Below are 26,242 nucleotides of genomic sequence, written 5' to 3'. Positions count from 1 at the left end.
GTTTAGGTGTGTAAGTTAAAAAAAATTTACTAAAAATATAACTTTCATTACTTGCAATTTTATCAGGTATTATTTATGATAATAATTGGAATTAGCACTCACAGTTATAGAGTGCTAATAATAAAACTAAAAGCAAATGAATTAAGGAGGTTGTCTACATGATTAAACCACTAGGAGATCGTGTTGTCATCGAGCTTGTTGAACAAGAAGAAAAGACTGCAAGCGGTATTGTCCTTCCAGACTCTGCAAAGGAAAAGCCACAAGAAGGTAAGGTAGTTGCAGTAGGTTCTGGTCGCGTAACAGATAATGGTGAGAAGATTGCGCTTGAAGTTTCAGAAGGAGATCGCATTATTTTCTCAAAATTTGCTGGAACTGAAGTGAAATATGATGGTACAGAATACTTAATTCTTCGTGAAAATGACATTTTAGCTATTGTAGGCTAATAGCAACATACTTATAGATAATTTTAAGGAGGGCATTTCAAAATGGCTAAAGAAATTAAATTTAGTGAAGAAGCTCGTCGCGCAATGCTTCGCGGAGTAGATACATTAGCAAATGCAGTTAAAGTAACGCTTGGGCCAAAAGGTCGCAACGTAGTTTTAGATAAAAAATACGGTTCACCACTTATTACAAATGATGGTGTGACTATTGCTAAAGAAATCGAATTAGAAGATCACTTTGAAAATATGGGTGCTCAGCTTGTATCTGAAGTTGCTTCAAAAACAAATGATGTAGCTGGTGACGGTACTACAACCGCAACGGTACTTGCACAAGCAATGATTCGTGAAGGATTGAAAAACGTTGCATCTGGTGCAAATCCAGTTGGCGTACGTCGTGGAATTGAGCAAGCAGTAGAAGTTGCTGTTAACGAATTAAAAGCAATCTCTAAGCCAATCGAAGGTAAAGAATCAATTGCACAGGTTGCTGCTATTTCTTCTGGAGATAAAGAAGTAGGTAACCTTATTGCTGAAGCGATGGAACGTGTAGGTAACGACGGTGTTATCACTATTGAAGAATCAAAAGGCTTCAATACAGAACTAGAAGTTGTTGAAGGTATGCAATTTGACCGCGGATACGCTTCTCCATACATGGTTACTGACCAAGATAAAATGGAAGCTGTATTAGAAGATCCATATATTTTAATTACAGATAAGAAAATCGGAAACATCCAAGAAGTATTACCAGTACTTGAACAAGTTGTTCAACAAGGTAAACCACTTCTTTTAGTAGCGGAAGATGTAGAAGGTGAAGCACTTGCAACACTAGTTGTAAACAAACTTCGTGGTACATTCAACGCAGTAGCTGTAAAAGCTCCAGGATTCGGTGATCGTCGTAAAGCAATGCTAGAAGACATCGCTACACTATCTGGTGGTGAAGTAATTACAGAAGACCTTGGTCTTGATCTTAAAGGAACTACAATCGAGCAATTAGGTCGCGCTTCTAAAGTTGTTGTTACAAAAGAACATACAACAATCGTCGAAGGATCTGGTAACCCAGAAGCAATTTCTTCACGTGTAGCACAAATCCGTGCACAAGCAGAAGAAACTACTTCTGAATTCGATAAAGAAAAATTACAAGAACGCCTTGCTAAATTAGCAGGTGGTGTAGCAGTAATTAAAGTTGGTGCTGCAACAGAAACAGAATTGAAAGAACGCAAGCTTCGCATTGAAGACGCGTTAAACTCAACTCGCGCTGCAGTTGAAGAAGGTATCGTATCTGGTGGTGGAACTGCACTAGTTAACGTATACAAAAAAGTTGAAGGACTATCACTTGACGGTGACGAAGCAACTGGATCTAGCATCGTACTTCGTGCACTAGAAGAACCAGTTCGCCAAATCGCACACAATGCTGGTCTTGAAGGATCAATCATTGTAGAACGCCTAAAAGGCGAAGCAGTAGGCGTTGGTTTCGACGCTGCAACAGGCGAATGGGTAAACATGGTTGACGCAGGAATCGTTGACCCAACAAAAGTTACACGTTCTGCACTACAAAACGCAGCATCTGTAGCGGCTATGTTCCTAACTACAGAAGCGGTTGTAGCTGACCTTCCAGAAGAAGAAGGTAGCGCTCAAATGCCAGATATGGGTGGCATGGGCGGAATGGGCGGCATGATGTAATAGGTGCCTCCATCCCTTGATATATAAGGGTTTTATGTAAGATGAGAGTGTAAAGTTAACATTTTGCTAACATTGAGGTTTTTAACGGAGGCTTCTCATAAGTTCACTGAACTTCTGGGAAGCTTCTTTTTTCATTTCTTGCGTGACATGAAGGTAAATATTTTTAGTGATTTGATCATCGGTATGACCAAGTCGATCCATAATTTGTTCAAAGCGAAACACGTGCTTCGGCAAGATGCGATGTATGAGTGTGTCTTATACTATCTGAAGTCAAACCTTCATTTTAGACTGGCTTTTCTAAGCAGCCTTTTCATTCGGTCTCGCACGTTTTAATCACGATGGGATAGCCGTATTGCCGTTGCGCATGGTGAAAGTAAAATCTTGGTTGTAAGTAAGCATCTCCTATGTGAAGTGCGTAGGGTTTCTTACGGTAACTAGGCATGATTAGGCGGTTTATCGCTCGTGGCGGTTGACCAAGATATAATTTTGATAATTTATTTTCGTCAAATGCGTGTGGGTTGCGTGTTTGGCGAATTTTTTGTTTTAGTTGTTGTTTTTTGAAGGGACCCGAATGTTAACGGGTTAAGATAGTGGGATTAATTTTGCGGTTTTGGTTTTTAGGTCGGGTGTGTAGGAATGAAGTAAATCATATTTTGTAATTTCATGAAATTAAATATTTATTACTTGCTTTTAAAATGATTCTTGATATGATTAAATCAATAAATAAAATTTAATTTTAGAAAGGCACGATTTTTATGGTGAAGCTAAGTGATGTGGTTGAATTTATAAGCGGGTCACCCCAATTTAGAATTACGGAAGCATTTGATGTGAATGCCCCACTTTATACATATTATGGTCAACTTGATATAGGTGATGACTTGGTTGATATGGTTTCATCAAATGTGGATAACAAGCAAGTGAGAACGCATGATAAAGTCAATACGCTGTATAAGGGAGATGTCGTATTTAGTCTAGTATCCGGGAGTTCAACGATTGTAAGAAAAGTGCACGAGGGTTATCTATACACACAGAACTACCTTAAACTGATACCTAAAGAAAATACTGATTCAAGATATTTGGTCTATCTACTTAATGAGGATAAGTCAATTAAAAAGCAATTTTTAATGGGACTGCAAGGTTCGCAAGTTTTGAAATACACACTCAAACAAGTAAAAGAGTTAGAATTACCTGAATTACCTTCAACTCAAAAACAACAAATTATTGGTGAAATATACTTTAATCAGTTGCGACTTCAAGCTTTACGAAATCGGGTAGCAAATTCTGAGACCACAATACTTTTAGCTAAATTGGAGGAGGCAAGCGGTAAATGAACGAGAATCAATTTGAAACAGAACTAATTCAATACATCACAAGCGGAACCATTACGAAACCAGAACACCTTGAAGGTATTATAGCAAAAGAGAAACCATTGGATTATGTTGTGAAAACGAAACTTTGGGAATATGAACCAAACATCAAAACAACTGATCAGCTTTGGGATAACTTTAAATTGATTCTAGAACAACACAATCAAAACACGCTTGACCATCCGCTAAGTACAGTTGAGTTCAATCAAGTGAAAAAGATTATTTCAGATATTCAAACACCATATAAGGCAGGGCAGTTCTTATACGGTTTAAACGGAGTATCGCAAATTGAAATTGATTTAGATGATGGTCGTCATGTATTTTTGACGGTTTTCGATCAAAAACATATTGGCGCTGGTGATACGGTATACCAAGTAGTGAATCAAATTGAACGTCCGGCTGTTATCACTGGGAAACAAAATCGACGTTTTGATACGACACTTCTTATTAACGGTTTACCCATTATCCAAATAGAAGAAAAACGTGATACGCTTGATGTTAATGAAGCTTTAAATCAAATGCAGCAATATGCCGATGAAAATCAGTATCGTGATATATTCTCTACTTTGCAAATTTTGATTGCGATAACACCGAATAATGTGAAATATATGGCGAATACCACACCTGATAAGTTTAATAAAGACTTTGCCTTTAATTGGCAACGTAAAAGCGATAATTCAATTGTGCGTAACTGGAAAGAGTTCGCTGATTCTATGCTATCCATACCTATGGCGCATCAAATGGCGACAAACTACATGATCTTGGACGGTACAAAAAATAAGCAAATGCTGAAAGTGATGCGTCCTTATCAAGTTTATGCTACGCAAAACGTTATCGAGAATTTGAAGCGGGCTGATTTTGAACTTGGAACCAATAAAGTCGGGTATATCTGGCACACGACTGGTTCAGGAAAGACAATTACAAGTTTCAAGACTGCATGGCTTGCTAGTCGTATGCCCAAAATTGATAAAGTAGTTTTTGTGGTTGATAGAATTGCCCTTACAAAGCAAACAAATGAACACTATAAAGCCTATGATCCAGACGCAAGTGATGACATGCTCGGAAGTGTTCAAAACACCGACAACACTAATGACTTGAGTAGGAAACTCAAAAGTAAAGATAATAGCATTATCGTTACATCTGTGCAAAAGCTAGATACCTTAGTTAAACGTAAGACTTTTAAAGCTCCTGATAAGAATATCGTCTTTATTGTTGATGAGGCACACCGTTCAACTGGTGGAGAAAGTTTCGCAACCATTCAAAAAGCTTTCAAGACTTCTGCCTGGGTGGGTTATACTGGTACGCCTATGTTTGACGAAACAACAACTGGTTTGCGCACGGAAGATATTTTTGGTCCATTGTTACACGCCTATACGATTCGAGAGGCGATAGCGGATAGAAACGTTCTAGGGTTCAAAGTCGATTTTGAAACGACGATTGACGAAGAACAAATGAAAAGCGACTACTTGCCGAAATTTTATCGTGAACGCTATCCGAAGTGGACCGAAGAGCGAATTCAAGAGAAGATTAACAACCTCTCACAAGAAGATATGGATGACGCTGTCGAACCAAGTTTCTATGATGAAAATCCAGACCATATCAAATTGGTGGTAGAGGACATCTTCAAGAATTGGCGCAATCGTTCAAATGAAGGTAAGTATAACGCTTTGTTTACCACTCACGTCGGTGGTGGGAAAGCTAGTACTCCAATGGCAATGATGTACTTTAATGAATTTCAACGTGTTAATGCAGAAAACAAATTAAAAGACGGACAAACATTAAAAGTTGCCGTAACCTTCAGTCAAAATTCATCTAATAATGATAGTATGCTTGCGACTAATCAAGGGTTATATGATGCAATTATGACCTACAACAAAGAATTTGGGACAAGCTTTGGTATGGATGACGTAGCAGGGTACACGCAAGACGTGACAAGCCGTTTGAACAAGTCCGCAACGGATAAGAATTATCTTGACCTTGTGATTGTAGTGGACCAGCTCTTAACTGGTTTTGACGCGCCTGAACTTAATACATTATATATAGATAGAACGCTAAAGGGTGCTGGACTTATTCAAGCTTATTCAAGAACAAATCGTATAGCAGATATGCAAGAAAAACCTTGGGGACGCATTGTGAATTATCGTTGGCCAGCACAAAACGAAAAATTGATGAATAAAGCTTTAGCGATATATGCTAATAAAAATTCGGCCATACTTTCAGAGGATGAAAAACGTGAATCTAACCAAAAGGATGGTATTATTGCTAAACCGTTTGAAGATGTGTTCCATGAGGTAAAAAAGGTGGTTGGAAAATTGGAAAGTTTAACTAGTGAATTTCAACAGCTACCACCGTCTGAAAAACAAAAAGAAAACATGCTTGATTTATTGCGTGAATATAACGTTGGCATGGCAAAGTTAAAGCAATATGACCCAGAGGAAATCGATGGGAATGCAGTAGGTTTTGACTATGACAATCCGGATGAGTTGGTTGAAAAACTAGGAATGACCACAGAACAAGAAGTGATGTTGACCACTGTTTTAAAAAATGAATTAAAACAACACATTTCAAAGGAGAAGAAAATTCCACTGTATCAAATTGAATTAAGAATGACACATGTCAAGGATGTAAAAATCGACTACGACTATTTAACAGAATTAGTTGAGCAATTATTGAATCAAGTGCATAACGGTCAAACAACAGAGGCCGAAGAAACGCAAGAGAAAATTAATCAATTTGCAAATGGATTGGACGATCGGAATTATGCGACTAAGATTATGAATGCTGCAACCGCAATCATCAAAGGGTATTTCCCGCCAGAAGGTTCAAACTTCAAATACCCTGCGAAACTATCTGAGAGTGAACAAATCATTCAGGCAGCTAATAACGTAAGCCTTGATAGAATGTTCCTAGATTTCCGTGTGAAATGGGGAATTACAGATATTATCACAAGCGCCGGGATGCGTGAACTATTCAGTCATCATCGTTATGGTTTGCAGGACTTGGATGATACTGGACAAATTCGCGATATTATCGCTCAAGCAAGTAGCGATTATAAGACATTGGCACACGATAAAGAAATACAATTGCTTTCAAAAATCAAATACCGTAATAGCCTACGTGAAGCAATTTACGAGTTGGCAGATGAGTTAGTTGATAACTAAGAGGGAGAGAATTATTATGGCAAATAAAAAAGCCAATATTACACAGAGACGTTATGGCAAGTGGCAATCGAAAGTTCAAGGCAACGAAAAAGCATCATTCGTGACTGATACACAAAAAGAAGCATACGACAAACAACGTGATTCTTTTGCAAAAGAATCAGGTGGTGAAATATCTGTTCATGGTAAAGATGGTAAAATTCGAGAAAAGAATACCATTTCACCAATGAAAGATAATTTCCCACCAAAGGGTTAAGGAGAGGTCGCAATGAACGAAATACAATTTTTAATGTATGGATCCAAAGAAAAGATTGAAGTCATTGTGAAAGATGAAACTATCTGGGCAACTCAGAAAGCTATAGCTGGGCTGTTTGATGTTGGTGTGCCAGCAATTAGCAAGCATCTGAAAAACATTTTTGAATCTGGTGAGTTGGATGAGGAAGTGGTTGTTTCCATTTTGGAAAATACCACTCAGCACGGTGCTATAGAAGGAAAAACGCAATCTAAAGATGTGAAATTTTACAACTTAGACGCCATTATATCTGTTGGGTATCGTGTAAATTCTCAGAAGGCTACTAAATTTCGTATTTGGGCAACGGATGTGTTGAAAGCGTATATTCAAAAAGGATTCAAGATTGATGTTGAGCGCATGAAACAAGGTGAGAATGTCTTTGGTAAAGATTACTTCCGTGAGTTGCTTGAAACGGTTCGATCTATTCGAGCAAGTGAACGTAGAGTTTGGCAGCAAATCACCGATGTGTTTGCAGAGATCTCTTATGACTATGATAAAAACTCGGATATTACCAAGAAGTTTTATGCAACGGTGCAAAACAAGTTTCATTATGCAATAACTGGCAAAACAGCGGCGGAAATTGTTTATGAAAGCGTAGATAAGAATAAAGAACATATGGGACTTACTTCATGGAAAAATTCACCTAATGGCCGTATTCTACAATCAGATGTGGTAGTCGCGAAAAACTATCTATCCGAAAAGGAGATCCGTAGTCTTGAGCGTAATGTTTCTGCTTACTTTGACTACGTTGAGCGTTTGCTTGAAGATGAAAACCTGCTGGGTATGAAAGATTTTGCAACAAGTATTGATGAGTTCCTAAAATTTAATCGTTATGAAGTTTTGGAAGGGTACGGACAAATTACGCATGATGTAGCTAAGCAAAAAGCGATTGGTGAATACAAAGATTTCAATAAACATCAAAAAGTCATCTCTGATTTTGATCGAGAGATTAGAAAGATACAAGGTGAGCAGAAATGAGTGAAACAAACACAAATGTACCAAAAATAAGATTTCCTGGATTCAGTGATGGTTGGGAACAGAAAACTTTCACTGAATTAGTTACTCGTGTATCAAAATCTAGTGAAGTAGATGAATTGCCACGAGTTGAATATGAGGATATTGTTTCAGGTCAAGGTGAACTCAATAAAGATATTTTTGCCAAAGAAAGCGATAAAAAAGGTATTGAATTCGAAGTTGGAGATACATTATTTGGAAAGTTGCGTCCGTATCTTCAAAATTGGCTATTAGCTGATTTTAGGGGCATTGCTGTAGGTGATTGGTGGATTTTACGTCCTAAGGAATTGGATAACAAATTCATTTATAGTTTAATTCAAAGTAATAAATATCAAACTGTAGCCAATCTATCAACTGGCACAAAAATGCCACGTTCAGACTGGAATGTTGTATCACAAACTGAATTTTCTGTGCCTAAAGATAAGGAAGAACAAGAGAAAATTGGGCAGCTTTTCAACCAACAAGACACCCTCATTACCCTTCATCAGCGTAAGTTAGATCACTTACAAAAGCAGAAGAAAAGTTTGCTTCAAAAAATGTTCCCGAAAAATGGAGCAGATTTCCCTGAAATTCGTTTCCCAGAATTCACTTACGCTTGGGAGCAGCGTAAGGCTAAAGAATTATGCACAATTTCTACTGGAAAGGGAAATACGCAGGATAAGGTTGAATATGGTAAATATCCATTTTACGTTCGTTCGGCAACTATTGAGAGAAGCAATGATTTTCTTTATGATCAAGAAGCCGTATTGACAGTTGGAGATGGAGTTGGAACAGGAAAAGTATTTCACTATGTAAATGGAAAATACAATTTACATCAAAGAGTGTATAGGATGTACGATTTCAGTAGTACTGTCTTAGTAAAATACTTTTACTATTACTTTTCTAAAAACTTTTATCGAAGGATTATGGCAATGACTGCCAAAACATCTGTTGATTCTGTGCGTATGGAAATGATTGCTGATATGGATATTAAATTTCCAAATGAACAGGAACAAAAAAAGATTGTGGACTTATTTAATGATCTTGACAATACTATCACCCTTCATCAACGTAAGCTAAATCACTTACAAGAACAGAAGAAATCATTACTTCAGCAGATGTTTGTATAAAACAATTTGAATCACGAAAGGAAATGACAATAATGAGTAATAATCTCCAAACAATCACAAGCAGACTTTGGGCGATGGCAAATGAATTACGTGGCACAATGGATGCATCTGAATACAAGAACTATATTTTGGCATTTATGTTTTATCGCTATTTGTCCGAGAACCAAGAAAACTATTTAGTTAAAAATAACGTTATTGATGTGGCAAGTGACCAATCAATTAACGAGGCGTATCTTGAACAAGCTGTTGGAGAGGATTTAGCCGACTATTTAGAAGATATTTCATCAAGTCTAGGTTACGCGATTGCGCCAAACGATACATGGGAATCTTTAATTAACAAAATTAACGACGCACAAGTTATTCCAAGTGACTATCAAACGATTTTTGATAACTTTAATAAAAACGCGGAGCTAAACAAAGAAGCAGTGCAAGACTTCCGGGGAGTGTTTAACGATATCAACTTGGGGGATTCTCGTCTTGGAAGCTCGACCAACGAACGCGCCAAATCCTTGAATAATATTGTGAAATTGGTTGCTGGAATTACAACATACAAAGGTGATGGTGGTAAAGATATACTAGGAGAAATCTATGAATACTTAATTGGTCAATTCGCGGCAAGCGCTGGTAAAAAAGGTGGCGAATTCTATACACCTCATCAAGTTAGCAAGATTTTGGCTAAAGTTGTCGCTAACGGGGTTGAACAAACCGATAAGTTTTTCAATGTATATGACCCAACAATGGGATCAGGTTCATTACTTCTTACAGTTGGACAAGAATTACCCGATGGAACACCGATGAAATACTTCGGTCAGGAATTAAATACGACAACGTATAACTTGGCTCGTATGAATCTTATGATGCACGATGTTTCCTATAATAATATGACGTTAAGTAATGCAGATACCTTAGAAATCGACTGGCCAGACGGACCAGATGCAAAAGGGATTGATCATCCACGTTCATTTGACGCTGTGGTTGCAAACCCTCCATATTCAGCAAAATGGGATAACGACGTAACGAAATTAAAAGATCCTCGTTTCAGCGATTACGGAAAATTAGCACCAGCTTCAAAAGCGGATTATGCTTTTATTTTGCACAGCATTTATCATTTGAATAATACGGGGACAATGGCGATTGTCTTGCCACATGGAGTATTATTCCGCGGTGCAGCGGAGGGGAAAATTCGTCAAACATTGATAGAGAAAAATTATCTTGATACAATTATCGGATTACCTGCTAATTTATTTTTCGGGACAAGCATTCCAACTACTATTTTAGTCCTTAAGAAAAATCGTCAAACAAAAGATATTCTGTTTATTGATGCTAGTAATGAGTTTGTAAAAGGTAAAAATAAAAATAATTTAAGTGATGCGAATATCGAAAAAATCATTACGACATTTAAAGAACGTAAAGATGTCGATAAATACGCCCACGTTGCTTCTATTGAAGAAATCAAGGAGAATGGTTTTAACTTAAACATTCCTCGTTACGTTGATACGTTTGAAGAAGAAGAGCCGATTGATTTAAGTGTAGTGATTAAACAACTAGAACAAGATAATCAAGAAATTGCTGAACTTGAAGCTAAGATTAATGAACAGTTGAAAGTTTTAGGTGTGCAAAGTTAGGCATTTGATAGTGGGGAAGTGAATTTTCGCTTTCCCATTTTCGTTTGAAGAAGCGCGGGGACGGTTCTTTTAGGAGACAATCGGAAGTTTTGCGTAAAAGAAGGCAGAATGAGCGGATTTATTCTGCTCATTCTGCCTTCTTCAATTTGTGCATAAAGCCATCTCGCTAAATTTTTGATTACCCAAGAAGAATGAAGTCGCGGTTATAGTGATCGAAATAGAAATGCAGAAATATATCTAATAAATTCAGCTGGTGAAAAGCATACCTATATTTGAAAAAAGATAAAGAGAATAGAGTTTAAACAAGAAGTCTGTAAGCTAGAGTTAATAACTATTGCATTCAGGAGAATTTGTTAAATAAGTAATTGACAGTTATGTTGGATTTGTTGATTTATTTGTTGAGTTATGTGGTATACTAAACATAAGAACAACACGGAGGGATGAACATGTTTTTAACAAGATGGCAAACTAATCAGGGATTGTGGCAAAGTGCTTTGACCTTGGTTAGAGGTCAACATTATCGGGATGTCTTTGAAGTGGTGAAAGCTATCGCTGTACAAACAGTTCAATCTACTGGGGGAAACATTTCCTTTTGTGCTTTTCCTACACCACAAAAGCGACTAGAGGAAAAAGAAATACTTTATATGCAATCGTTGTCTAAAGAAATCGCCCAATTAGTGGGGCAAGGAAAAAACGATAAACTAGCTGAACTGACTACGGAATATTTGGATCGTTTCGTATATCTATTGTCGGAAACCGAGGTTGAAGCGAATTGCTTGTATAAAGAAATAATCAAAGGATTTATAGTTTCTAATATTGCTGATTCATCAAGGATGGAGATAAAAACTTTTGAAACACCTAGTGAATACATGATTGCTACAAGCGATTCTGAAAAAGGAGACTACGTTACTTCAAGTGAGGCAGCAGAAATAGGAGGAGTTTCTGATCAAACAATTCGGCGATGGTGTGAAAAAGGAAAATTTCCAGAAGCGTTTAAAACGGATGGTGGCCATTGGAGGATTCCTAAAAAGTATTTTAAAATGTCGTTGCAAGAAGCGAGAAATGCTGATGCTTTAATGAAGCTAGTAGATGAACGCACTCGTAAGCAACTAGGAGACGATATTGATGAATTCGACATCGACCTTGATTACTCCTAAAGCAATGATTGATACAACTGTATTGTGCGGTGCTCTTCTCACGGATGGAGTAAATCGCCGGTTGCTTAACGTGGCTCGCCTAGGTGTATATCAACCTATAATCTCCAATGTTGTTTATTGGAATTTGTTCGAAATGCATCTAAGGGACTGGGAAGTAAAAATAACAAAAAAGTGTTTGATTGGGAGACGATTGATTCGTTTTTGAATCTTTTCGTCTTCCCAGCCTTACAAGGAAAGGATGTTACAAATAGCATTGTTTCCCGTAGTAGTTATGACATTATCAAAAAGCTTACAAAAAATGCATCTATCTCAATAGGAGAAGCTCTTCTTGAGATTGTAGCCTGTTCGGATGAACAAGCACAGGCAATTGCTCAGCAACATGGTATGCAGCTCTCTTTAGAAAAATTTGACATTTTCGATTTTCATGTTTGGGCAACAGCAATTGAAACGAAGTGTAATGACATAATCACCAGAAATACCAAACGTTTTCCTGAGGTTCCATTATTCGTATTGATCCTATAGAATTTATTGAATTAATATAATACAAGTTCCCTTTCCGTTGAGATTATAATGAAATGAGTGTGGATTTTATGGAAAAAAAGGATAAGCGCTATACTCGCCGTGTCAATCAGGTAGGAAATAGTTTATCTATTAATATTCCAAAGGATTTAACAAAAGCATTAGATTTAGAAAAAGGCGATGAAATGGAAATTAACTTCAACGAAGAAAGCGAGGAGATTGTACTGAAAAAAGTAAATCGATCTATTCCGAGTGGTATTCGCCCAGAAGTGTTAAGGGCAATGAATAAAGCTGTTACAAAATACGACCGAACACTTCGAAATTTAAAGGATAGATAGGGTAGGTAATCGGAATGTTTTATTTACCTGGTGAAGAACAGTACCCCTCAGTTATAGAAAACCTTTTTAAAAAAATAATGAATACTAAGGATGGGTGGATGTTGTAAGCGACCCATCCTGTATTTTGATTCTTGCTTATTAAGATACAACTTGGAAATTCTTATCCATTTGCAGTGACTTTCTATATTCCTCAGCCTCAGCTAATTTAGTAAATTCAACAACTTTGTTGTGGTTATTTTTAACAACTTCTTCAATCTCTTTTAAATTGACCTTAAAAAATTCTTTTCGATCATTTACCTTGTTTATCTTTTTATCTGAAAATGCTTTATGTAACGCATTCTCAAGCCCTGGAGCATCATCGCTAAAAATCATTCCATGAACATCGAAACGAAATGGAACTGATGCATCTCCTAATTCTTTAACTCGATCCATAGGTTCTAACCGTCTAGTCATTCCAATTTTGTAGACGTTTTCTCCAAATGAACCTATATTTGAGATGATGTACACATATCCAGCCCGAGTGTTTTGAACACGATAAAGAACATCTTCTTTATTTCTTTTGGTTTCTTCAAGTTGTGCTTCTAATTCTTTTAGCCTATCTAGTAATTTTGCTTGTTTATTTTCGTTTGTTTCTGCTAGTTGCAACTTTAATTTGCCAATAGCCTGTTCAAAGTGATTTTCCTCTTTTTCAACTTTTTCTTTTGCTTTCTCGAGTTCTTTTAATGCTTTTGCCTCTTCACGCATTTGTTCCTTAATTGCTAACTGCTCTTCTTTTTCTTCTTGCTTTTTCTGTTCATACTCATACTTCAAATAAAGTTCTTCAATCTTCAAATTAAGATATTCACGTGTAATTGAGACCATCTGCATATCTGTTAGTTTGTTAAGATCTGTGAATAGTTTATTAATGCGTTTTTCACTGGCTTCAATATTATTGTATTTAACCTTAGAGATCACATTTTCACACTCGTTATTAAATGCTCTAATGGATAACTTTATAGTATCTAAAATAAATTCTTTTCCTCTTTTTTTGTCTCCACCAATTTCCCAATCTAATCTGTGATTAGTGGCAGCTTTTTCTTTGACTAATTGCTTTTGTTTGCTTCGAACCGAATCTAGCTTATTCTTATATAATTCAGATGTTTCTAATCCATATTTTGGATCATAGAATCCAAATGATTGACTAAGAACTTCCTCGTTTAATTCTATGAGATTTTCCCTTGATTTTTCTACTTTTTCTCGAAGATTAATTTGTTCCAATTCCAAGCTTTTAACTGCATCACTGATTTTTGCTTTTGCCTCAATTAGATCTATAAATGGTTTATATTCGTCAAGTTCAGCTTGGACTGTTTCTTTATTCTTAATTAATTGCTGTTTCTCTTCTGTTAATCTTGTAATTTCTTCTTTTGTATCTACTATTGTAGAAAAGTCGTTTTCATCCCAATATTGTTGTGCTTGTTTTATTTCTTTGTTTCGTTGAATAATAAGGAAAATAGCTAATGGCACAGGGATGACAATAAACCAAAATGCAAATAACAAGCCTATGATCCAAGGTGAGTGATACCATTTTTCTTTATACAATTCCATTCCTCCTAGTATTTGAAGTTGTAACGGCTAATTCTGAGCAATAAATAATTTTAAATGATCTTACCTATACTGGCATCACCCCTTTTAAGAATAATAGAAAAGCAAATGATACTATAATATTATAAAAAATAAGGTGTACAATTTTATGTAAACCGCTTAATTCTTTATAATAGCTATCGTCTTAATAATTAGGTTTTCGTATTATATTATTCTTCGACAGTAAAAAGCGAGATTCCTATAGCTTTTTAAAAATATTGTTATTTTTTATCAAAGCATTTCTGAAACGAACGACCATTGAACCTCATACCATTCTCCCAAATTAATTTACACTTCTTTATAGCCATTTCATAGTCAGTTAACAATCTCTCTATATACTAAACTTAAATACTAGTAAAGGAGAGATGAAATGAAGGTATTTCGTATGGTTTCAGCTTTGTTACTGGCAATGATTTTTGTATTTTTATTTATGGTACCTGTATTTGCTGCAAGCGGGGAGACCATCCCAACTAAACAGCAACAACAAATGGTCAATGTTGCACATCGTGGTGCATCGGGTCATGCTCCTGAAAATACAATGGCTGCATTTCGAAAAGCAGTTGAAGTGAAAGCAGATTATATTGAAATTGATGTGCAAATGAGCAAGGATGGTAAGCTTGTCATTATTCACGATACAACCGTTGATCGTACAACGAATGGAACTGGTGCTGTTGGTGATTTAACACTTGAAGAGCTTCGAAAATTAGATGCTGGAAGTTGGTTCAGTGAAGAATATGCTGGTGAAAAGATACCGACCTTTGAAGAAGTGATTGACACGTTTCGTGGCAAGGTTGGAATCCTAATTGAGCTAAAGTCTCCCGGGTTATATCCAGGAATTGAAGAAAAAGTAGCTGCAGCTTTAAAAGAACGAAACATGCATAAACCAAACAACGGAAAAATAATTATCCAATCGTTCGATCATGAGTCAATGCAATACTCTAAAACGCTATTGCCGAACATTCCACATGGTGTTCTTGCAGGGATGTCATGGGAAGATGTTACTGATGAAAAGCTTGCAGAATTTGGAACATATGCAGATTTCTTTAACCCAAATATGAACATCGTAACCCCTGAATTAGTGAATCTTGTTCATAATTATGAAATGGAGATGTATCCGTATACGGTGCGTACACAGGAACAGGCGAACCGGCTATTTGAATTAAAGGTTGATGGCATTATTACCGATTTTCCTGAATATGTGGATCAACATCCAGCAGAAATGAAAAAGTAATTAAAAATTGGGTAAAGAACTTTCTTACAGTGTATACGTAAGAAAGTTCTTTTTTGGTGGAAAAAAATTCTTTTAACTCAACTTGATTTACATTAATATTAAATCAATTAAGAAAGGGCGTGAATTAAATGGATTCTATAGATAAACGTAATCGGTTGGATGAAAAACCCTTCAGTTATCGGGTTTCGAAAAATAATACAGTATTCATTGATTGGCAGGGCAAACAGGTTAAAATTTTGAAAGGTAAGGAAGCGGAAAAGTTTTTGAGCAAAATCAATCAAGCTGTAGATGAAAAAGAAGAACAGCTTATTATGGCTAAGATTACTGGAAATTTTAAACGAGGTAATGAACGAACGCCAAAGAAAAAGTAACCGCAGCGAAAGAATATTATCAAAGCACGCTCCCGTTATACGAACTAACAAAGCCCATAATCAACGAGCTTTATTAGTTCGGTTCACGATAATGAATTTTATGTTGGAAATAACACTCAGTCATCATTTTCGGATTCTACAAATAAATAACCAACGAAACAACCACACCAACAACAGCAAACACAGAAGTTGCTAAAAACACAGGGTCAAGGGTTAAATGAAATATATCATGCTTATAAATATTGGATCCGCTACCAAAATAACGATTATCAACGTTTGCGGCTCGTTCTCCAATGTGCCGATTATATTGCATCATGAATACAAACACCACCGCCAGGAGGCCGAGTGTAAAATGTGCTTCCCAGTACATCCAGCTTGTTTTATATTGAACAATTAACGTTAACCCAATCAGAACAGTAAACGTACATGAAAAAAATAGTACAAAGCGATTCATTCCTTTAACACTGTGAAGGTATTTTACTTCCATGAATTCTACTATTTTTGCTATGGCTACAGCGCCTCCTACTAGAATTACGGCATAAAGTGGGATGATCAATAAATTCCACATCACGGCAACACCTCAAGTTTAGCTGAACTGACGAATCGTATTTCTTAGTTTACTAGCCACTGAAGCGGTTCCTGCTCCAATTTCATCATTTGTAAGTGTTACGCGAACGAAATTCTCATCCATATCTAAAGCTTCCGCAAACAACCCACCTAGCCCTTTAGCACGGCGATCCACTTGAAGGATCAACTCCACATGGTTTTGATTTAAGAAAAACATAGCCTCTAGTTCATCTAAGTCAGCTCGAAATTCATTTCCAGGTAAAAATTCAAATTCCTGAACATAGCTATATCGCTTGGAATACTCCATTTCTACCTTGCGCAATCGGAAACCAAGTTCGTCCGTTAGTGCGTTCAAAACAGTAAGCATATTTTTATGTGGCTTCACCGTTATATAATCGCGGTCATTTGGATCAATAGCATTTGGTACATCTAAACCGGTTTGAATCCATACTTTTGTTTTACCTAATGATGGTGGAGTATGTATAGGTAAGACAAATTGAAAATCAAGTTCCTTTCTTTCTCCTTCTTTAATCGTAAAAGAGTTACCTACTGTAAAGGATCCCATCTGTACTTTTTCGTATACTTTACTATCATTTACCTCGCGTAAAGCTTCTGTCATCACGAATAAATTAATGCGTGTTATTTCTTGATCTGCATTGCCACCTTGGATAACAACCTTTCCACGAACTTCTTCACCAGGTACAAGATCTGTATTTTCCAATTGTGTGTCTACCTTCGCGTTTCCGATTCCTACACTTGCTAGCCATTTTTTTAACATGTTATTCCTCCTAAATATTTGAATGAATTTTCTTTTAATAATAGATTATACGGAAGCTATTTGAAAAGGTTTCAACTAGTTGATGGTAACTTTTAAAAATAGCAACATTTGGATTACTATGCTACAATAGAACAAATGTTCCTATTTGGGTAATTTTGCTAGACTTAAGTATATTAAAGGAGGAAAAAGATTGAACAAACAATTACAACTTGAGATCGAAAATCTAAGACAAGAACTTTATAAGCTATACGAAATGCATCAAACAATGACACACCCTAAAGTGGTTGAATTGAGCGAACGACTGGATAATAAAATAAGTGCATATCAGAGTGGGTTTTCACAAAGAAAAATGCAGTAGAGTAAACATCTTAATACTACCTACCTGATAACTAAATGAAGGAAATCTCATTCCATTGCAAAAATGACTTTAGATAAACGAGATACAAAGCTGAAAGTAGTCAATTTAAGTAACCAATAAAGTTAAAGGGAAAAAGAGCAATAAATAGCCGTCACTAAAAGTCTTATCTTTTAGTGACGGCCTCCCTTAATTACAGAATTTACTGTTTATCCGTATTATTATTTACATTCACATCTTCTATTTTTTTATCAAACTTTTGTAGATATTTAGATGCAAATTCTTTTCCACCTAGTCCAAAAGCAAGACCAAATGCTAATGTGAACCCACCCAGAATTAGGATGAACGCTGCGTTCACGATGGATGCAGCTACACCTAATTGATCTAGTGCCATAAAGAATGACAAGGCGATGATTGTATATTTTGCAAACGAACCAAGTAATTTAGATCCGTTTCCAGTAAGGATATTGTTCAATAAATTTTTCACAAGGTTTCCAAGGTATAGGCCAACTCCAAGAATGAGAATTGCTGCAAAAAGACTTGGTAGGTAAGCAATAACTCCAGTAGCTAAAGTGACAAGGAAATTTAACTCGACAAGTTCTAGTGCTTCAACTACAAATAATAGTACAATTACTACTTGAACAATATATCCAACTACTTGTGATAGGCTTAGTTTTGATTGACTTGGATCAAAATTACCGATACCCATTTTCTTAAGAATGGAATCAAAGCTTAAACCTGAAAGTAGGTTAGTAACAATACCTCCAACCCATTTTCCAACCCATAGACCAACCAAAATTAGTGTTATCGCAACCGCGATATTTGGTAACATGGTTAAAATATCATTCAACATTGAAATTGCAGGTTCAGAGATACCTCTAAGGTCCAGTCTGTCCAATGCTGTAATAACGGTTGGAATTAGGATTAATACGAACGCAATTGTTCCGATTACCCGTGAAAAACTAGTGCCTTCGAATAGCTTAGATAATCCTAACTTCTGTGTTAATTTTTCGGTTCCTATGGATTGAAGAAAATTTGTAATAACATCCCGAACAATTCGTGCGATTACCCATCCAACTAAAAGGATTAATGCTGCTGCAAATAGCTTAGGTATAAATGCTAGAAGGCTATCTATCATACCCGCAAATGGTTCAGATACTCCTGTAATTTCCAGTGCAGAAAGTACTCCTGGCAAAAAGATAAGTAGTACCAAATAAAAAGCAATTTTAGATGCATTTTCAATAAGTTTGTTTGAATCTTCAGTACCGGTTGTTACATTTAACTTCTGAAGTGTTTTATCAATCTTAGATGTATTACCAAGTTTTTGGATAAACATTTTGAGAAAAGAGGCGATTACCCATCCTAGGAGGAGAATTAATGCTGCTTTCAATATGCTCGGAATAGCAGCGGTAATTCCTGATAACATGCTTACTAGAGGTGCTGCAATAATGCTTAGGTTTAGAATGTTAAAGAATAGTATAAGTACAAAGACTAGTAATATGTAGTACACTATCCTACCAATAATTCTTGCTGCATTATGTTTTTTCTGGTTGTCTTCCGGAATGAAGCGTTGATCGATTCTCGTTTTCCGTACTATTTTCTCAGTTGCGTTACCAATTCCCTTGGCAATCAACCAACCAATAAATAATACAATTAGTGCTAGTATAAGGTCCGGTAATTTAGCCAGGTAAATATCCCAGTCACTCCATAATCCGTTATAATCCATAACAATCATCTCCTTAAAATTATTTTAGAATGTCACTATTTTGTAACATTCTGTACTTTAATGTTACCGTTTTTTGTCGAATAATGCAAATTATGTTAGGAGATATGTCGTTTTAAGAATGGGATGTTTATTCGTTTACGTTAATTCTTCAGCTTTTCAATGGGGTCTTGATCAATACTTCGAATATGCAAGTCTTGTTGTGGAAAAGGAATTTCTATATCATGATCTTCAAGTATCTTATTGATTCTAAAATTGATGTTACTCTTAATTCGGATTACTTCGTTAGGATTGGTTATCCAAACAAAAAGTTCAAAGTCCAATGAGGAGTTACCAAAACCGACGAAATTCACAAATGGCTCAGGATTAAGGATAACTGTTTCAGATACCTTTTCTTCATCCTCTGCCACCTGAATTAAAAGTTCTCTTACTTTTTCTACATCCGTACCATACGCAACACCGATAGGAAGGACTAAGCGAAGCCTCGGATCACTAAAGGAACGGTTCACAACTTTTTCCTCTAGGAAATGTGAGTTAGGTACGATGATATGTTCATTATCAATCGTCTTAATAATAGTTGCGCGCATATTTATTTTCTCTACATCGCCTATTACATCATCTACAATAACGCGATCACCAACTTTAATTGGGCGCTCAAATAATAAGATGATTCCAGAAATAAAGTTTGAAGCAATATTCTGTAAGCCAAAACCAATCCCTACACCAACAATTCCTGCAAACACGGTTAAGGCACTGAGGTTAACTCCAACTGTCGTTAAACTAATCATGATTGCCATTACCATAATCGTATAGTGGAAAATTCGGTCAAAGGTAAATTGTACTCCACGATCTAATTGATAACGCTTATAAACATTAGGTAATAAGTACCGTGTCATTACCTTGGAGATGCGGTTCGCGAGTGAAATAATTAATATCGCAACAATGATTAAGAACACCGTGATTTTTACTTTACCAATTGAAACAAATTCACTAACTAACCAACCGGAATCAGAGAAATAATACAACATGAAAACTAAGATCCCATATGTTGTTGCCCAGTTTAAGAAGATACGGAAAAGTGCATGTAAATTAACCATTGAGCTTCGAGAACTATTATTAAAATTCTTTGTCAGAGAAAGAATAGCCCATCTAACCAAAAATATAAGCAAGACATAAAAACAGAACATGTATATATCCGCCCATGCAATCTGTTGGAACGATTCACTCAAATTTTTAAAGATGTTATTTGTTGGTACGGTAAGTATCATTTTTAAAATCACCTTATATTGTATATTTGTTTTTCTCATTATAACGATATTTTGTTTAATAATAAAATGGTCAAGCTAGGGTTAAAGAAAAAGACCCACGTTCGGGCCTTCTCAAGTTTAGTCATCTTTCTTATCTTTATTTTTTCTTCCAAACACTTTATTGGTTGCACCTCTCACAGCTTTTGATGAAGTATCGGCTGTTTTTCCAATCACATCATTACCAAAGTTAGAAGTATTTTTAATCACATTTGATGAAGTATCTGCAGCTTTTCCAATTAAACCGCCCTCTCCTGAAACCCCTTTAACAATTTTATTAGCAGTATCCGTTGTTTTGTGTACAAGATCATTAGCCTGACTGGAAGTGTTCTTTAGAATATTTTCACTTTTCTTGTTGTCTTCGCGTGCGATAGTAATCCCCTCCATAAAGTTAGTCGTTTATACATATGTCCAAACTCTTCTAAATATGCAGTTTTTAATCTTAGGTATAATAAACATTCCAGACAAAAATTATGATTATTTTGTTAAAAAGGTGATCCACTTGTTCATTTATTTCGTTAGCTTAGTAATATACTAATATTTTTAAAGGTAATTCAAAAAAGGGATTATCCTAATTGTAAAAGAAAAAGATGAATGAATTTTGTATGTACTTGTTCTCAAATGAGAATGTACCCAATTGGCTTCACTCCAAAGAGGTCTTCGCTCAGCAGGTATGAAGGCAAGTTATTAAGGGGGAGAAAATTCGTTGAAAGAACAACTAAGATTAGAAGTTGAGAGTCTCAGGCAAGAGTTATACAACCTTTACACTATATACAAGAAGATGACGCATCCTCAAATAGTGTATTTAAGTAAAGTTTTAGATGAAAAGATAAACGCTTATCAAACGCAAAAAGGCTCAATCAAGAAATGAATAGTTAATAGAGTTGAAATAATACAGCAGACATCCAAAAAAAGTTAGTCTGCTGTATTATTATCTATTCTTATGTTGTTGCAGTATCTATAATTACAGCAATCAATAAAATTACTACACCAGCAATAAAAGCCAGCAGGCCAACGATACCGACTCCAAACCCCGTCCAAAATCCTGATAGTAAGCTCAGGGGTACTAAAATGATACCTGCTAAAATAAAAAGGATGGAAGGGATATATTTTACATATTTCTTATTTGGAAAAGAAATATTTAAGAGAAAAACCAATACAATTGCAATCACTGCCAAACATCCACCAATAAAAATAAGTAAATCCATTATTATCACTCCAACTACTCATTAAAATATTACAATCCTATTACATAATAGTTACCTTAATTGTACGAAGAAAAACATCAAATTACAAAAACACACTTTTGGGCAAAAAATAATGCTTTGCAAAATGATATTCATTCAGCAAAGCATATACAACCAAATCGCAATATATTATGAATTATTTTCCGAATAATTAGTGCGTATCTTAAGTAGTATTCCTTTTATAATCCAGCCAACGCCTACTCCAATTGGTACGAATAAAATAGGCAACCAAATAGGACCAATTAATTGCCCCATGACCGTAAATGTTGGAGAAAGAATTAGTCCAACTGTTACAAAGTAGGCAGAGAAGACAAATGGCAAGAACGCTAATGGTTTATTTTCACCCTCTGCATCTTTATATGCATCCCATATTGCAAAAAAGTACAGACAGGGATAAAACATAAGCCATAGAAAATTCGTTTGATCAATTGCTTCTTGAATTTTTCCATGGAAACTTAAGATAATGGCCATGTTAAAGTTTGCCATAACATTTATGGCAAATTCCAAGATAATTAATACAATACCTTTCACATATTTCTTATTTAAAAGTTGGCCAAACCCAGGTAATGCGACACTCCATAGCAGTTTTTCTAATTTATCATGATGAATCCCTTTTACATTTTTCATGTGAAGGCCTTATTTGGCCAATTCCTTCCTATCCGCAGCTATTGGCGGCTGTTCTAACCAACCGTTTTTAATCATGATCTTCGCACCTTCATTAGAAAACTTAGCTATTTCTGCTATTAAACGGGTATATTTTGTACCTAAATCGTGTCTTGGGCTGGCAGCCATCGATAAACCATACTCTCCCATGCTGGAAGCAATTAATGTTGTTATTAGAAACATCATCAACCTGTCAGAAAAAGGAGCTTCCTTCGAATTTGTTACTTCAGACGTCGACAGTAGAGATCCATTTGAGAGGTAGTTATCATTTAAAATAGTTGTAAAAATGGTTAGATGTTTACCTGAAATGTCACGCCCTCGTTCAAAATACTTTCTTACATCTTTTGATTGTGCTACTTGACTAAATCCTGTAATAATTGCTTGCCCTAATGCGTTTCGTTTTGCGTTAAAAACAAGGTGTGAAATTTCAATACCAAGTAGGGGTCTTCGTTCATGAAACCAGCCAGCCAAAAAGCTTTTGTCGTGAACAAAGCTCACTTGCTTCATTTTTGGGATGTGAGGAGCACGTATATAGATCCCTTTTTCCTTTGCAAGCTCCTTCGATTTCTTGTGTAAAGTTTCTATATCATTTAATGCATTCGTGTAATAATCGATCATGTCTGATCGTTCTGAAAGGGATAACGATAGACCAAAAGCAGCCAAAGAGTAACTTGACATCGTTACAAGGAATTCAAGGTATAGTTTATCGCTAAATAGGCGAGGGACATCCAGATTTACGTCCTCTTTTGTAAAGCCTTGCGGAACCGGATAGTCTTCCTTCTTGAAAATTTGAACCAGTTCGTTATTTCGCCCTTTAATTAATTCCAATGTATTTTCAAGTAATGCTTTAATTTGTTCATCATTAATATTTGCAAGAAAATAATTTATTCCACAAATCATCATGGTGTCAGCCTGATAGGATCCCCATAAACTAGATATTTCGGATGCGGTTAGTTCAACATGTTTATAATCATTGTTTTCCATACATAGAATCCTTTCATTATTTTGATTTGGTTAATTCATCACGATTTACCATACGAGGAGGTTCTTCCAGCCACTCCTTATCAATCATTAAGTTTGCACCATCCTCTGAATACAACATGATTTCTCCACTAAGTCGTGTATACTGGGCAGAAATATCTCTTCTCGTATTCGTTGAGATACTAACTCCATAAAATCCAATCCCAATTGTAATCATACCTGTAACATGTGCGAGCATGAGTCGGTCGGAAAATGGTGCGATTTTATTACTGTCAGTCACCATTGAATCCGATCCAGCTGGAGCAGGAACATTACTGTCTTTTAGTATTTTGCCAAAAACATTAACATGTTTTTTTGCAATTTCGACCCCCCGCACAATGTAGTCACGAACCTCTTTTGACTGTGCAACTTGACTGAAACCAGTAAGTGTAGCAATACCTAATGAATTCCGTTGTAAATTTGAAAATAAATTTGTGATTTCGATAGCCATCAATGGTCTGCGCTCACCAAACCATCCGGTTAGAAAACTTTGTTTCTGTACAAAATCTACCTCTGTCGGTGTTGGGATGGTAGGTGGCCGCATGTAGATCCCCTTTGTTAACGAAAGCAGCATAGCTTTTTGATGTAATGTATTAAAGTCGCGTAGTCCATTTGAGAAAAATACATATACATCTTCACGAGTGGAAACAGGGACTGAACCAGAAAACGTAAACATACCTAATGAACTAAGCTGGTAGACGTACTGAAGCATGTAATTATCAGAAAATAATCGAGGTGCATCGGTGTTTACGTCCTGATGTGTGTACCCAATCGGTATTGGTTTGTTTTCTTTTTCAAATACTATTTTGATTTCCTGTTGTTGCTCGTCCATCAGGGCTAACGCATCTTTTATCACAGGGCGAATTTCCTCATCCTCTACTTTTGCAATAAAATACTGTAAAACCTTCGAAGTTAGACTAGCATTCATATATGCACCCCATAATTGGGATATTTCTGCAGATGTCAATTCGATATGTTGTTCCATTTCCATTAATCATTTCCTCCTTGGGCAAAACGCGTACTATTTTTCCTTAGTTTGGCGAAAAGCCCCATTAATATACAAAACTGTGCCTCGAATAAAAAAGCAATAGAATGGGCAAAAGAATAGGTGTGATATGTGCTCGGTTAAGGTGGTGATTTGATGAGACGGAAAAGTAAACAACAAAAAGATGAGAATTTTTCTCTTGAATTAGTAAAAGAACTCGATAAGAACCTTGATAATCTTAAAAAGATGTTAGATAAGCCAAATGATCTAGTGGTCCGAGAGTTTACCGTCCGGGGTAGTAGACATAAGTGTGCTGTGGTCTATATTGATGGATTAGCGGATAAAGTTGTTGTACATACAAACATTCTGAACAATGTACAGGTTGTAAACGAACGTAAAGGCTTGCCTGATAGTGAGAAAGAATTATTTGATGAGATATATAACGAAATTATTTCAGCAAGTGATATTGAAAAAGAGAATACGTTGGATAAAGTTACAAACGCATTGTTAAATGGTAGCTCGGTTTTTTATTTAGATGGAATTGACCAAGTGTTAATTATGGATACAAAAGGCTGGGAGACCCGTTCGATTGAAGAACCCGTTTCTGAATCTTTAATTCGAGGTCCACGTACAGGGTTTACAGAAAATATCCGCACAAACATGATGTTAATTCGACGTAATATTCATGATCCAAATTTACGATTTAAAACCCATTATATAGGCCGGCGGTCAAAGAAAATGTTAGTAGTTTCCTATCTGGATGGAGTGGTTCATCCGGATATTCTTAAAGAAATTAACCGCAGATTAGAATCAATTGATATGGATGACGCTCCAGAATCTGGTTACATCGAACAGTGGATTGAGGACAGTTATTTATCCCCTTTTCCACAATTATTTAACACGGAAAGACCCGATAAAGCATCAGCGGCTGTCCTCCAGGGTAAGGTAATCATTATTTTAGATGGAACACCGTTTGTGTTAATTGCACCATCAACTATTGGAAATGCCTTTCATTCTCCCGAAGATTATTATGAACGTTGGACAATTGGCACATTAGTTCGAGCATTACGTTACTTGGCCGCGTTCATTGCAATGTTTGTGCCTGCATTATATATAGCATTAATTTCTTATCACCAAGGGATGATACCTTCCAAGTTGGCTTTTTCCATTGCAGCTACAAGGGATGGAGTGCCATTTCCACCATTTGTCGAAGCAATTTTAATGGCAGTAACGATGGAAATGTTACGGGAAGCAGGTGCTAGGTTACCAAGAACAATTGGGCAAACAATTGGGATTGTCGGTGGTTTAGTTATTGGAGAAGCTGCAGTACAGGCAGGGGTTGTTAGTCCAGTAATGGTTATAGTGGTAGCGTTAACTGCAATTGCTTCGTTTTCACTACCTGCCTATAGTGTTGCCATTTCGTTTCGTTTGGTACGTTTTATCTTTATGTTTGCTGCTGCACTTTTGGGCCTTTATGGAATTATCCTTGTTTATATCATGATTAACGTGCATATTGTTAACTTGAAAAGCATGGGAATACCTTACTCCACACCATTCGCCCCAACATTTTTCCGGGATTGGTTTGATCTCGTATTTAGAGCTCCGATACCTTGGTTAACAAAGCGACCAGAATATCTAAAGCCAAATGATAGCAAATCTGCCGATAAAGGGGGATAAGTGTA

26 protein-coding genes are annotated in these 26,242 nt (G+C 36.2%); 16 read left to right on the top strand and 10 right to left on the bottom strand.

The annotated features are described in order from the left end of the window. The first annotated feature begins 158 nt into the window (after window positions 1-158). From groES to ACY9Z2_RS14445, 11 genes are all read left to right on the top strand, one after another. Complete coding sequence (gene groES, locus ACY9Z2_RS14495; RefSeq protein ID WP_463610371.1) at window positions 159-443, top strand: co-chaperone GroES; 285 nt, start codon at window positions 159-161, stop codon at window positions 441-443. 42 nt (window positions 444-485) lie between these two features. Continuing rightward, window positions 486-2,117 carry a chaperonin GroEL gene (groL, locus tag ACY9Z2_RS14490; RefSeq protein ID WP_463610370.1) on the top strand — a complete coding sequence of 544 codons (1,632 nt, stop codon included), beginning with the start codon at window positions 486-488 and terminating at the stop codon, window positions 2,115-2,117. Window positions 2,118-2,872: 755 nt separating this feature from the next. Then, on the top strand, window positions 2,873-3,448 hold the full coding sequence (locus ACY9Z2_RS14485; protein WP_463610369.1) for a restriction endonuclease subunit S: 576 nt from the start codon (window positions 2,873-2,875) through the stop codon (window positions 3,446-3,448). Continuing rightward, the gene (locus ACY9Z2_RS14480) at window positions 3,445-6,645 is read left to right on the top strand and encodes a type I restriction endonuclease subunit R (protein ID WP_463610368.1); all 3,201 of its coding nucleotides are present in this window, start codon (window positions 3,445-3,447) and stop codon (window positions 6,643-6,645) included. Before ACY9Z2_RS14485 ends, ACY9Z2_RS14480 begins: the two co-directional genes overlap by 4 nt. A gap of 16 nt (window positions 6,646-6,661) precedes the next feature. Next, window positions 6,662-6,898 carry a DUF2188 domain-containing protein gene (locus tag ACY9Z2_RS14475; protein WP_463610367.1) on the top strand — a complete coding sequence of 79 codons (237 nt, stop codon included), beginning with the start codon at window positions 6,662-6,664 and terminating at the stop codon, window positions 6,896-6,898. Window positions 6,899-6,910: 12 nt separating this feature from the next. Next, window positions 6,911-7,912 carry a RhuM family protein gene (gene rhuM / locus ACY9Z2_RS14470; RefSeq protein WP_463610366.1) on the top strand — a complete coding sequence of 334 codons (1,002 nt, stop codon included), beginning with the start codon at window positions 6,911-6,913 and terminating at the stop codon, window positions 7,910-7,912. Further along, window positions 7,909-9,057, top strand: coding sequence for a restriction endonuclease subunit S (locus ACY9Z2_RS14465; protein ID WP_463610365.1), 1,149 nt, complete (start codon window positions 7,909-7,911; stop codon window positions 9,055-9,057). The genes rhuM and ACY9Z2_RS14465 overlap by 4 nt, the downstream gene beginning before the upstream one ends. Window positions 9,058-9,089: 32 nt before the next feature. Beyond that, a complete protein-coding gene (locus tag ACY9Z2_RS14460; protein WP_463610364.1) occupies window positions 9,090-10,682 on the top strand; it encodes a type I restriction-modification system subunit M in 1,593 nt (530 codons plus the stop codon). A gap of 446 nt (window positions 10,683-11,128) precedes the next feature. Next, window positions 11,129-11,839: a MerR family transcriptional regulator gene (locus ACY9Z2_RS14455; protein ID WP_463610363.1), complete on the top strand. Its 711-nt coding sequence runs from the start codon at window positions 11,129-11,131 to the stop codon at window positions 11,837-11,839. A 171-nt stretch (window positions 11,840-12,010) separates the two neighbouring features. Next, window positions 12,011-12,361, top strand: a complete 351-nt coding sequence (locus ACY9Z2_RS14450) for a hypothetical protein (protein ID WP_463610362.1) — start codon at window positions 12,011-12,013, stop codon at window positions 12,359-12,361. Window positions 12,362-12,429: 68 nt separating this feature from the next. After that, complete coding sequence (locus ACY9Z2_RS14445; RefSeq protein ID WP_463610361.1) at window positions 12,430-12,696, top strand: AbrB/MazE/SpoVT family DNA-binding domain-containing protein; 267 nt, start codon at window positions 12,430-12,432, stop codon at window positions 12,694-12,696. A gap of 138 nt (window positions 12,697-12,834) precedes the next feature. On the opposite strand, the gene ACY9Z2_RS14440 is transcribed toward ACY9Z2_RS14445, so the two are convergent. Continuing rightward, on the bottom strand, window positions 12,835-14,274 hold the full coding sequence (locus ACY9Z2_RS14440) for an SNIPE associated domain-containing protein (RefSeq protein ID WP_463610360.1): 1,440 nt from the start codon (window positions 14,272-14,274) through the stop codon (window positions 12,835-12,837). Between the two features lie 412 nt (window positions 14,275-14,686). On the opposite strand from ACY9Z2_RS14440, the gene ACY9Z2_RS14435 reads away from it, so the two are divergent. Both ACY9Z2_RS14435 and ACY9Z2_RS14430 read left to right on the top strand, forming a co-directional pair. After that, complete coding sequence (locus ACY9Z2_RS14435; RefSeq protein ID WP_463610359.1) at window positions 14,687-15,547, top strand: glycerophosphodiester phosphodiesterase; 861 nt, start codon at window positions 14,687-14,689, stop codon at window positions 15,545-15,547. A gap of 128 nt (window positions 15,548-15,675) precedes the next feature. Further along, window positions 15,676-15,918 (top strand): hypothetical protein, encoded by a 243-nt coding sequence (locus ACY9Z2_RS14430; RefSeq protein WP_463610358.1) that lies wholly within the window; start codon window positions 15,676-15,678, stop codon window positions 15,916-15,918. Between the two features lie 136 nt (window positions 15,919-16,054). Here the strand turns inward: ACY9Z2_RS14430 and ACY9Z2_RS14425 are convergent, their stop codons facing one another. Next, window positions 16,055-16,486: a hypothetical protein gene (locus ACY9Z2_RS14425; RefSeq protein ID WP_463610357.1), complete on the bottom strand. Its 432-nt coding sequence runs from the start codon at window positions 16,484-16,486 to the stop codon at window positions 16,055-16,057. Between the two features lie 18 nt (window positions 16,487-16,504). Next, a complete protein-coding gene (locus tag ACY9Z2_RS14420) occupies window positions 16,505-17,263 on the bottom strand; it encodes a sporulation protein (RefSeq protein ID WP_463610356.1) in 759 nt (252 codons plus the stop codon). Between the two features lie 190 nt (window positions 17,264-17,453). On the opposite strand from ACY9Z2_RS14420, the gene ACY9Z2_RS14415 reads away from it, so the two are divergent. Further along, window positions 17,454-17,621 carry an aspartyl-phosphate phosphatase Spo0E family protein gene (locus ACY9Z2_RS14415; protein ID WP_463610355.1) on the top strand — a complete coding sequence of 56 codons (168 nt, stop codon included), beginning with the start codon at window positions 17,454-17,456 and terminating at the stop codon, window positions 17,619-17,621. Between the two features lie 199 nt (window positions 17,622-17,820). Here ACY9Z2_RS14415 and ACY9Z2_RS14410 read toward each other — a convergent pair whose 3' ends face one another. The 3 genes from ACY9Z2_RS14410 to ACY9Z2_RS14400 form a co-directional block, all read right to left on the bottom strand. Then, window positions 17,821-19,344 (bottom strand): mechanosensitive ion channel, encoded by a 1,524-nt coding sequence (locus ACY9Z2_RS14410; protein WP_463610354.1) that lies wholly within the window; start codon window positions 19,342-19,344, stop codon window positions 17,821-17,823. Window positions 19,345-19,484: 140 nt separating this feature from the next. After that, window positions 19,485-20,438, bottom strand: a complete 954-nt coding sequence (locus ACY9Z2_RS14405) for a mechanosensitive ion channel family protein (protein WP_463610353.1) — start codon at window positions 20,436-20,438, stop codon at window positions 19,485-19,487. 288 nt (window positions 20,439-20,726) lie between these two features. Further along, a complete protein-coding gene (locus ACY9Z2_RS14400) occupies window positions 20,727-21,032 on the bottom strand; it encodes a hypothetical protein (protein ID WP_463610352.1) in 306 nt (101 codons plus the stop codon). Between the two features lie 319 nt (window positions 21,033-21,351). On the opposite strand from ACY9Z2_RS14400, the gene ACY9Z2_RS14395 reads away from it, so the two are divergent. Then, complete coding sequence (locus ACY9Z2_RS14395; protein WP_463610351.1) at window positions 21,352-21,516, top strand: Spo0E family sporulation regulatory protein-aspartic acid phosphatase; 165 nt, start codon at window positions 21,352-21,354, stop codon at window positions 21,514-21,516. Window positions 21,517-21,586: 70 nt separating this feature from the next. Here the strand turns inward: ACY9Z2_RS14395 and ACY9Z2_RS14390 are convergent, their stop codons facing one another. The 4 genes from ACY9Z2_RS14390 to ACY9Z2_RS14375 form a co-directional block, all read right to left on the bottom strand. Beyond that, on the bottom strand, window positions 21,587-21,853 hold the full coding sequence (locus ACY9Z2_RS14390; protein ID WP_463610350.1) for a YesK family protein: 267 nt from the start codon (window positions 21,851-21,853) through the stop codon (window positions 21,587-21,589). Window positions 21,854-22,021: 168 nt separating this feature from the next. Further along, the gene (locus ACY9Z2_RS14385) at window positions 22,022-22,519 is read right to left on the bottom strand and encodes a hypothetical protein (protein ID WP_463610349.1); all 498 of its coding nucleotides are present in this window, start codon (window positions 22,517-22,519) and stop codon (window positions 22,022-22,024) included. 9 nt (window positions 22,520-22,528) lie between these two features. Beyond that, window positions 22,529-23,539, bottom strand: a complete 1,011-nt coding sequence (locus ACY9Z2_RS14380; RefSeq protein WP_463610348.1) for a DUF3231 family protein — start codon at window positions 23,537-23,539, stop codon at window positions 22,529-22,531. A 16-nt stretch (window positions 23,540-23,555) separates the two neighbouring features. Further along, window positions 23,556-24,566: a DUF3231 family protein gene (locus ACY9Z2_RS14375; protein ID WP_463610347.1), complete on the bottom strand. Its 1,011-nt coding sequence runs from the start codon at window positions 24,564-24,566 to the stop codon at window positions 23,556-23,558. A 150-nt stretch (window positions 24,567-24,716) separates the two neighbouring features. Here ACY9Z2_RS14375 and ACY9Z2_RS14370 point away from each other — a divergent pair, with 150 nt between their 5' ends. Next, on the top strand, window positions 24,717-26,237 hold the full coding sequence (locus tag ACY9Z2_RS14370) for a spore germination protein (protein ID WP_463610346.1): 1,521 nt from the start codon (window positions 24,717-24,719) through the stop codon (window positions 26,235-26,237). Window positions 26,238-26,242 lie beyond the last annotated feature (5 nt).

The organism is Virgibacillus sp. GM2-2, from assembly GCF_055329585.1.
Note: the sequence above shows the minus strand (reverse complement) of the source record. Positions and strands in the feature narration are given on the sequence as shown.

What these genes read in the sequence shown, in the direction of transcription:
- ACY9Z2_RS14460 (WP_463610364.1), top strand. Translation starts at nt 9,090, where the DNA reads ATGAGTAATAATCTCCAAACAATCACAAGCAGACTTTGGGCGATGGCA.
- ACY9Z2_RS14380 (WP_463610348.1), bottom strand. Translation starts at nt 23,539, where the DNA reads ATGGAAAACAATGATTATAAACATGTTGAACTAACCGCATCCGAAATA.
- ACY9Z2_RS14435 (WP_463610359.1), top strand. Translation starts at nt 14,687, where the DNA reads ATGAAGGTATTTCGTATGGTTTCAGCTTTGTTACTGGCAATGATTTTT.
- ACY9Z2_RS14465 (WP_463610365.1), top strand. Translation starts at nt 7,909, where the DNA reads ATGAGTGAAACAAACACAAATGTACCAAAAATAAGATTTCCTGGATTC.
- ACY9Z2_RS14370 (WP_463610346.1), top strand. Translation starts at nt 24,717, where the DNA reads ATGAGACGGAAAAGTAAACAACAAAAAGATGAGAATTTTTCTCTTGAA.
- groL (WP_463610370.1), top strand. Translation starts at nt 486, where the DNA reads ATGGCTAAAGAAATTAAATTTAGTGAAGAAGCTCGTCGCGCAATGCTT.
- ACY9Z2_RS14410 (WP_463610354.1), bottom strand. Translation starts at nt 19,344, where the DNA reads ATGGATTATAACGGATTATGGAGTGACTGGGATATTTACCTGGCTAAA.
- ACY9Z2_RS14455 (WP_463610363.1), top strand. Translation starts at nt 11,129, where the DNA reads ATGTTTTTAACAAGATGGCAAACTAATCAGGGATTGTGGCAAAGTGCT.
- ACY9Z2_RS14425 (WP_463610357.1), bottom strand. Translation starts at nt 16,486, where the DNA reads ATGTGGAATTTATTGATCATCCCACTTTATGCCGTAATTCTAGTAGGA.
- groES (WP_463610371.1), top strand. Translation starts at nt 159, where the DNA reads ATGATTAAACCACTAGGAGATCGTGTTGTCATCGAGCTTGTTGAACAA.
- ACY9Z2_RS14430 (WP_463610358.1), top strand. Translation starts at nt 15,676, where the DNA reads ATGGATTCTATAGATAAACGTAATCGGTTGGATGAAAAACCCTTCAGT.
- ACY9Z2_RS14390 (WP_463610350.1), bottom strand. Translation starts at nt 21,853, where the DNA reads ATGGATTTACTTATTTTTATTGGTGGATGTTTGGCAGTGATTGCAATT.
- ACY9Z2_RS14420 (WP_463610356.1), bottom strand. Translation starts at nt 17,263, where the DNA reads ATGTTAAAAAAATGGCTAGCAAGTGTAGGAATCGGAAACGCGAAGGTA.
- ACY9Z2_RS14400 (WP_463610352.1), bottom strand. Translation starts at nt 21,032, where the DNA reads ATGGAGGGGATTACTATCGCACGCGAAGACAACAAGAAAAGTGAAAAT.
- rhuM (WP_463610366.1), top strand. Translation starts at nt 6,911, where the DNA reads ATGAACGAAATACAATTTTTAATGTATGGATCCAAAGAAAAGATTGAA.
- ACY9Z2_RS14480 (WP_463610368.1), top strand. Translation starts at nt 3,445, where the DNA reads ATGAACGAGAATCAATTTGAAACAGAACTAATTCAATACATCACAAGC.
- ACY9Z2_RS14405 (WP_463610353.1), bottom strand. Translation starts at nt 20,438, where the DNA reads ATGGTTAATTTACATGCACTTTTCCGTATCTTCTTAAACTGGGCAACA.
- ACY9Z2_RS14375 (WP_463610347.1), bottom strand. Translation starts at nt 24,566, where the DNA reads ATGGAAATGGAACAACATATCGAATTGACATCTGCAGAAATATCCCAA.
- ACY9Z2_RS14475 (WP_463610367.1), top strand. Translation starts at nt 6,662, where the DNA reads ATGGCAAATAAAAAAGCCAATATTACACAGAGACGTTATGGCAAGTGG.
- ACY9Z2_RS14485 (WP_463610369.1), top strand. Translation starts at nt 2,873, where the DNA reads ATGGTGAAGCTAAGTGATGTGGTTGAATTTATAAGCGGGTCACCCCAA.
- ACY9Z2_RS14385 (WP_463610349.1), bottom strand. Translation starts at nt 22,519, where the DNA reads ATGAAAAATGTAAAAGGGATTCATCATGATAAATTAGAAAAACTGCTA.
- ACY9Z2_RS14445 (WP_463610361.1), top strand. Translation starts at nt 12,430, where the DNA reads ATGGAAAAAAAGGATAAGCGCTATACTCGCCGTGTCAATCAGGTAGGA.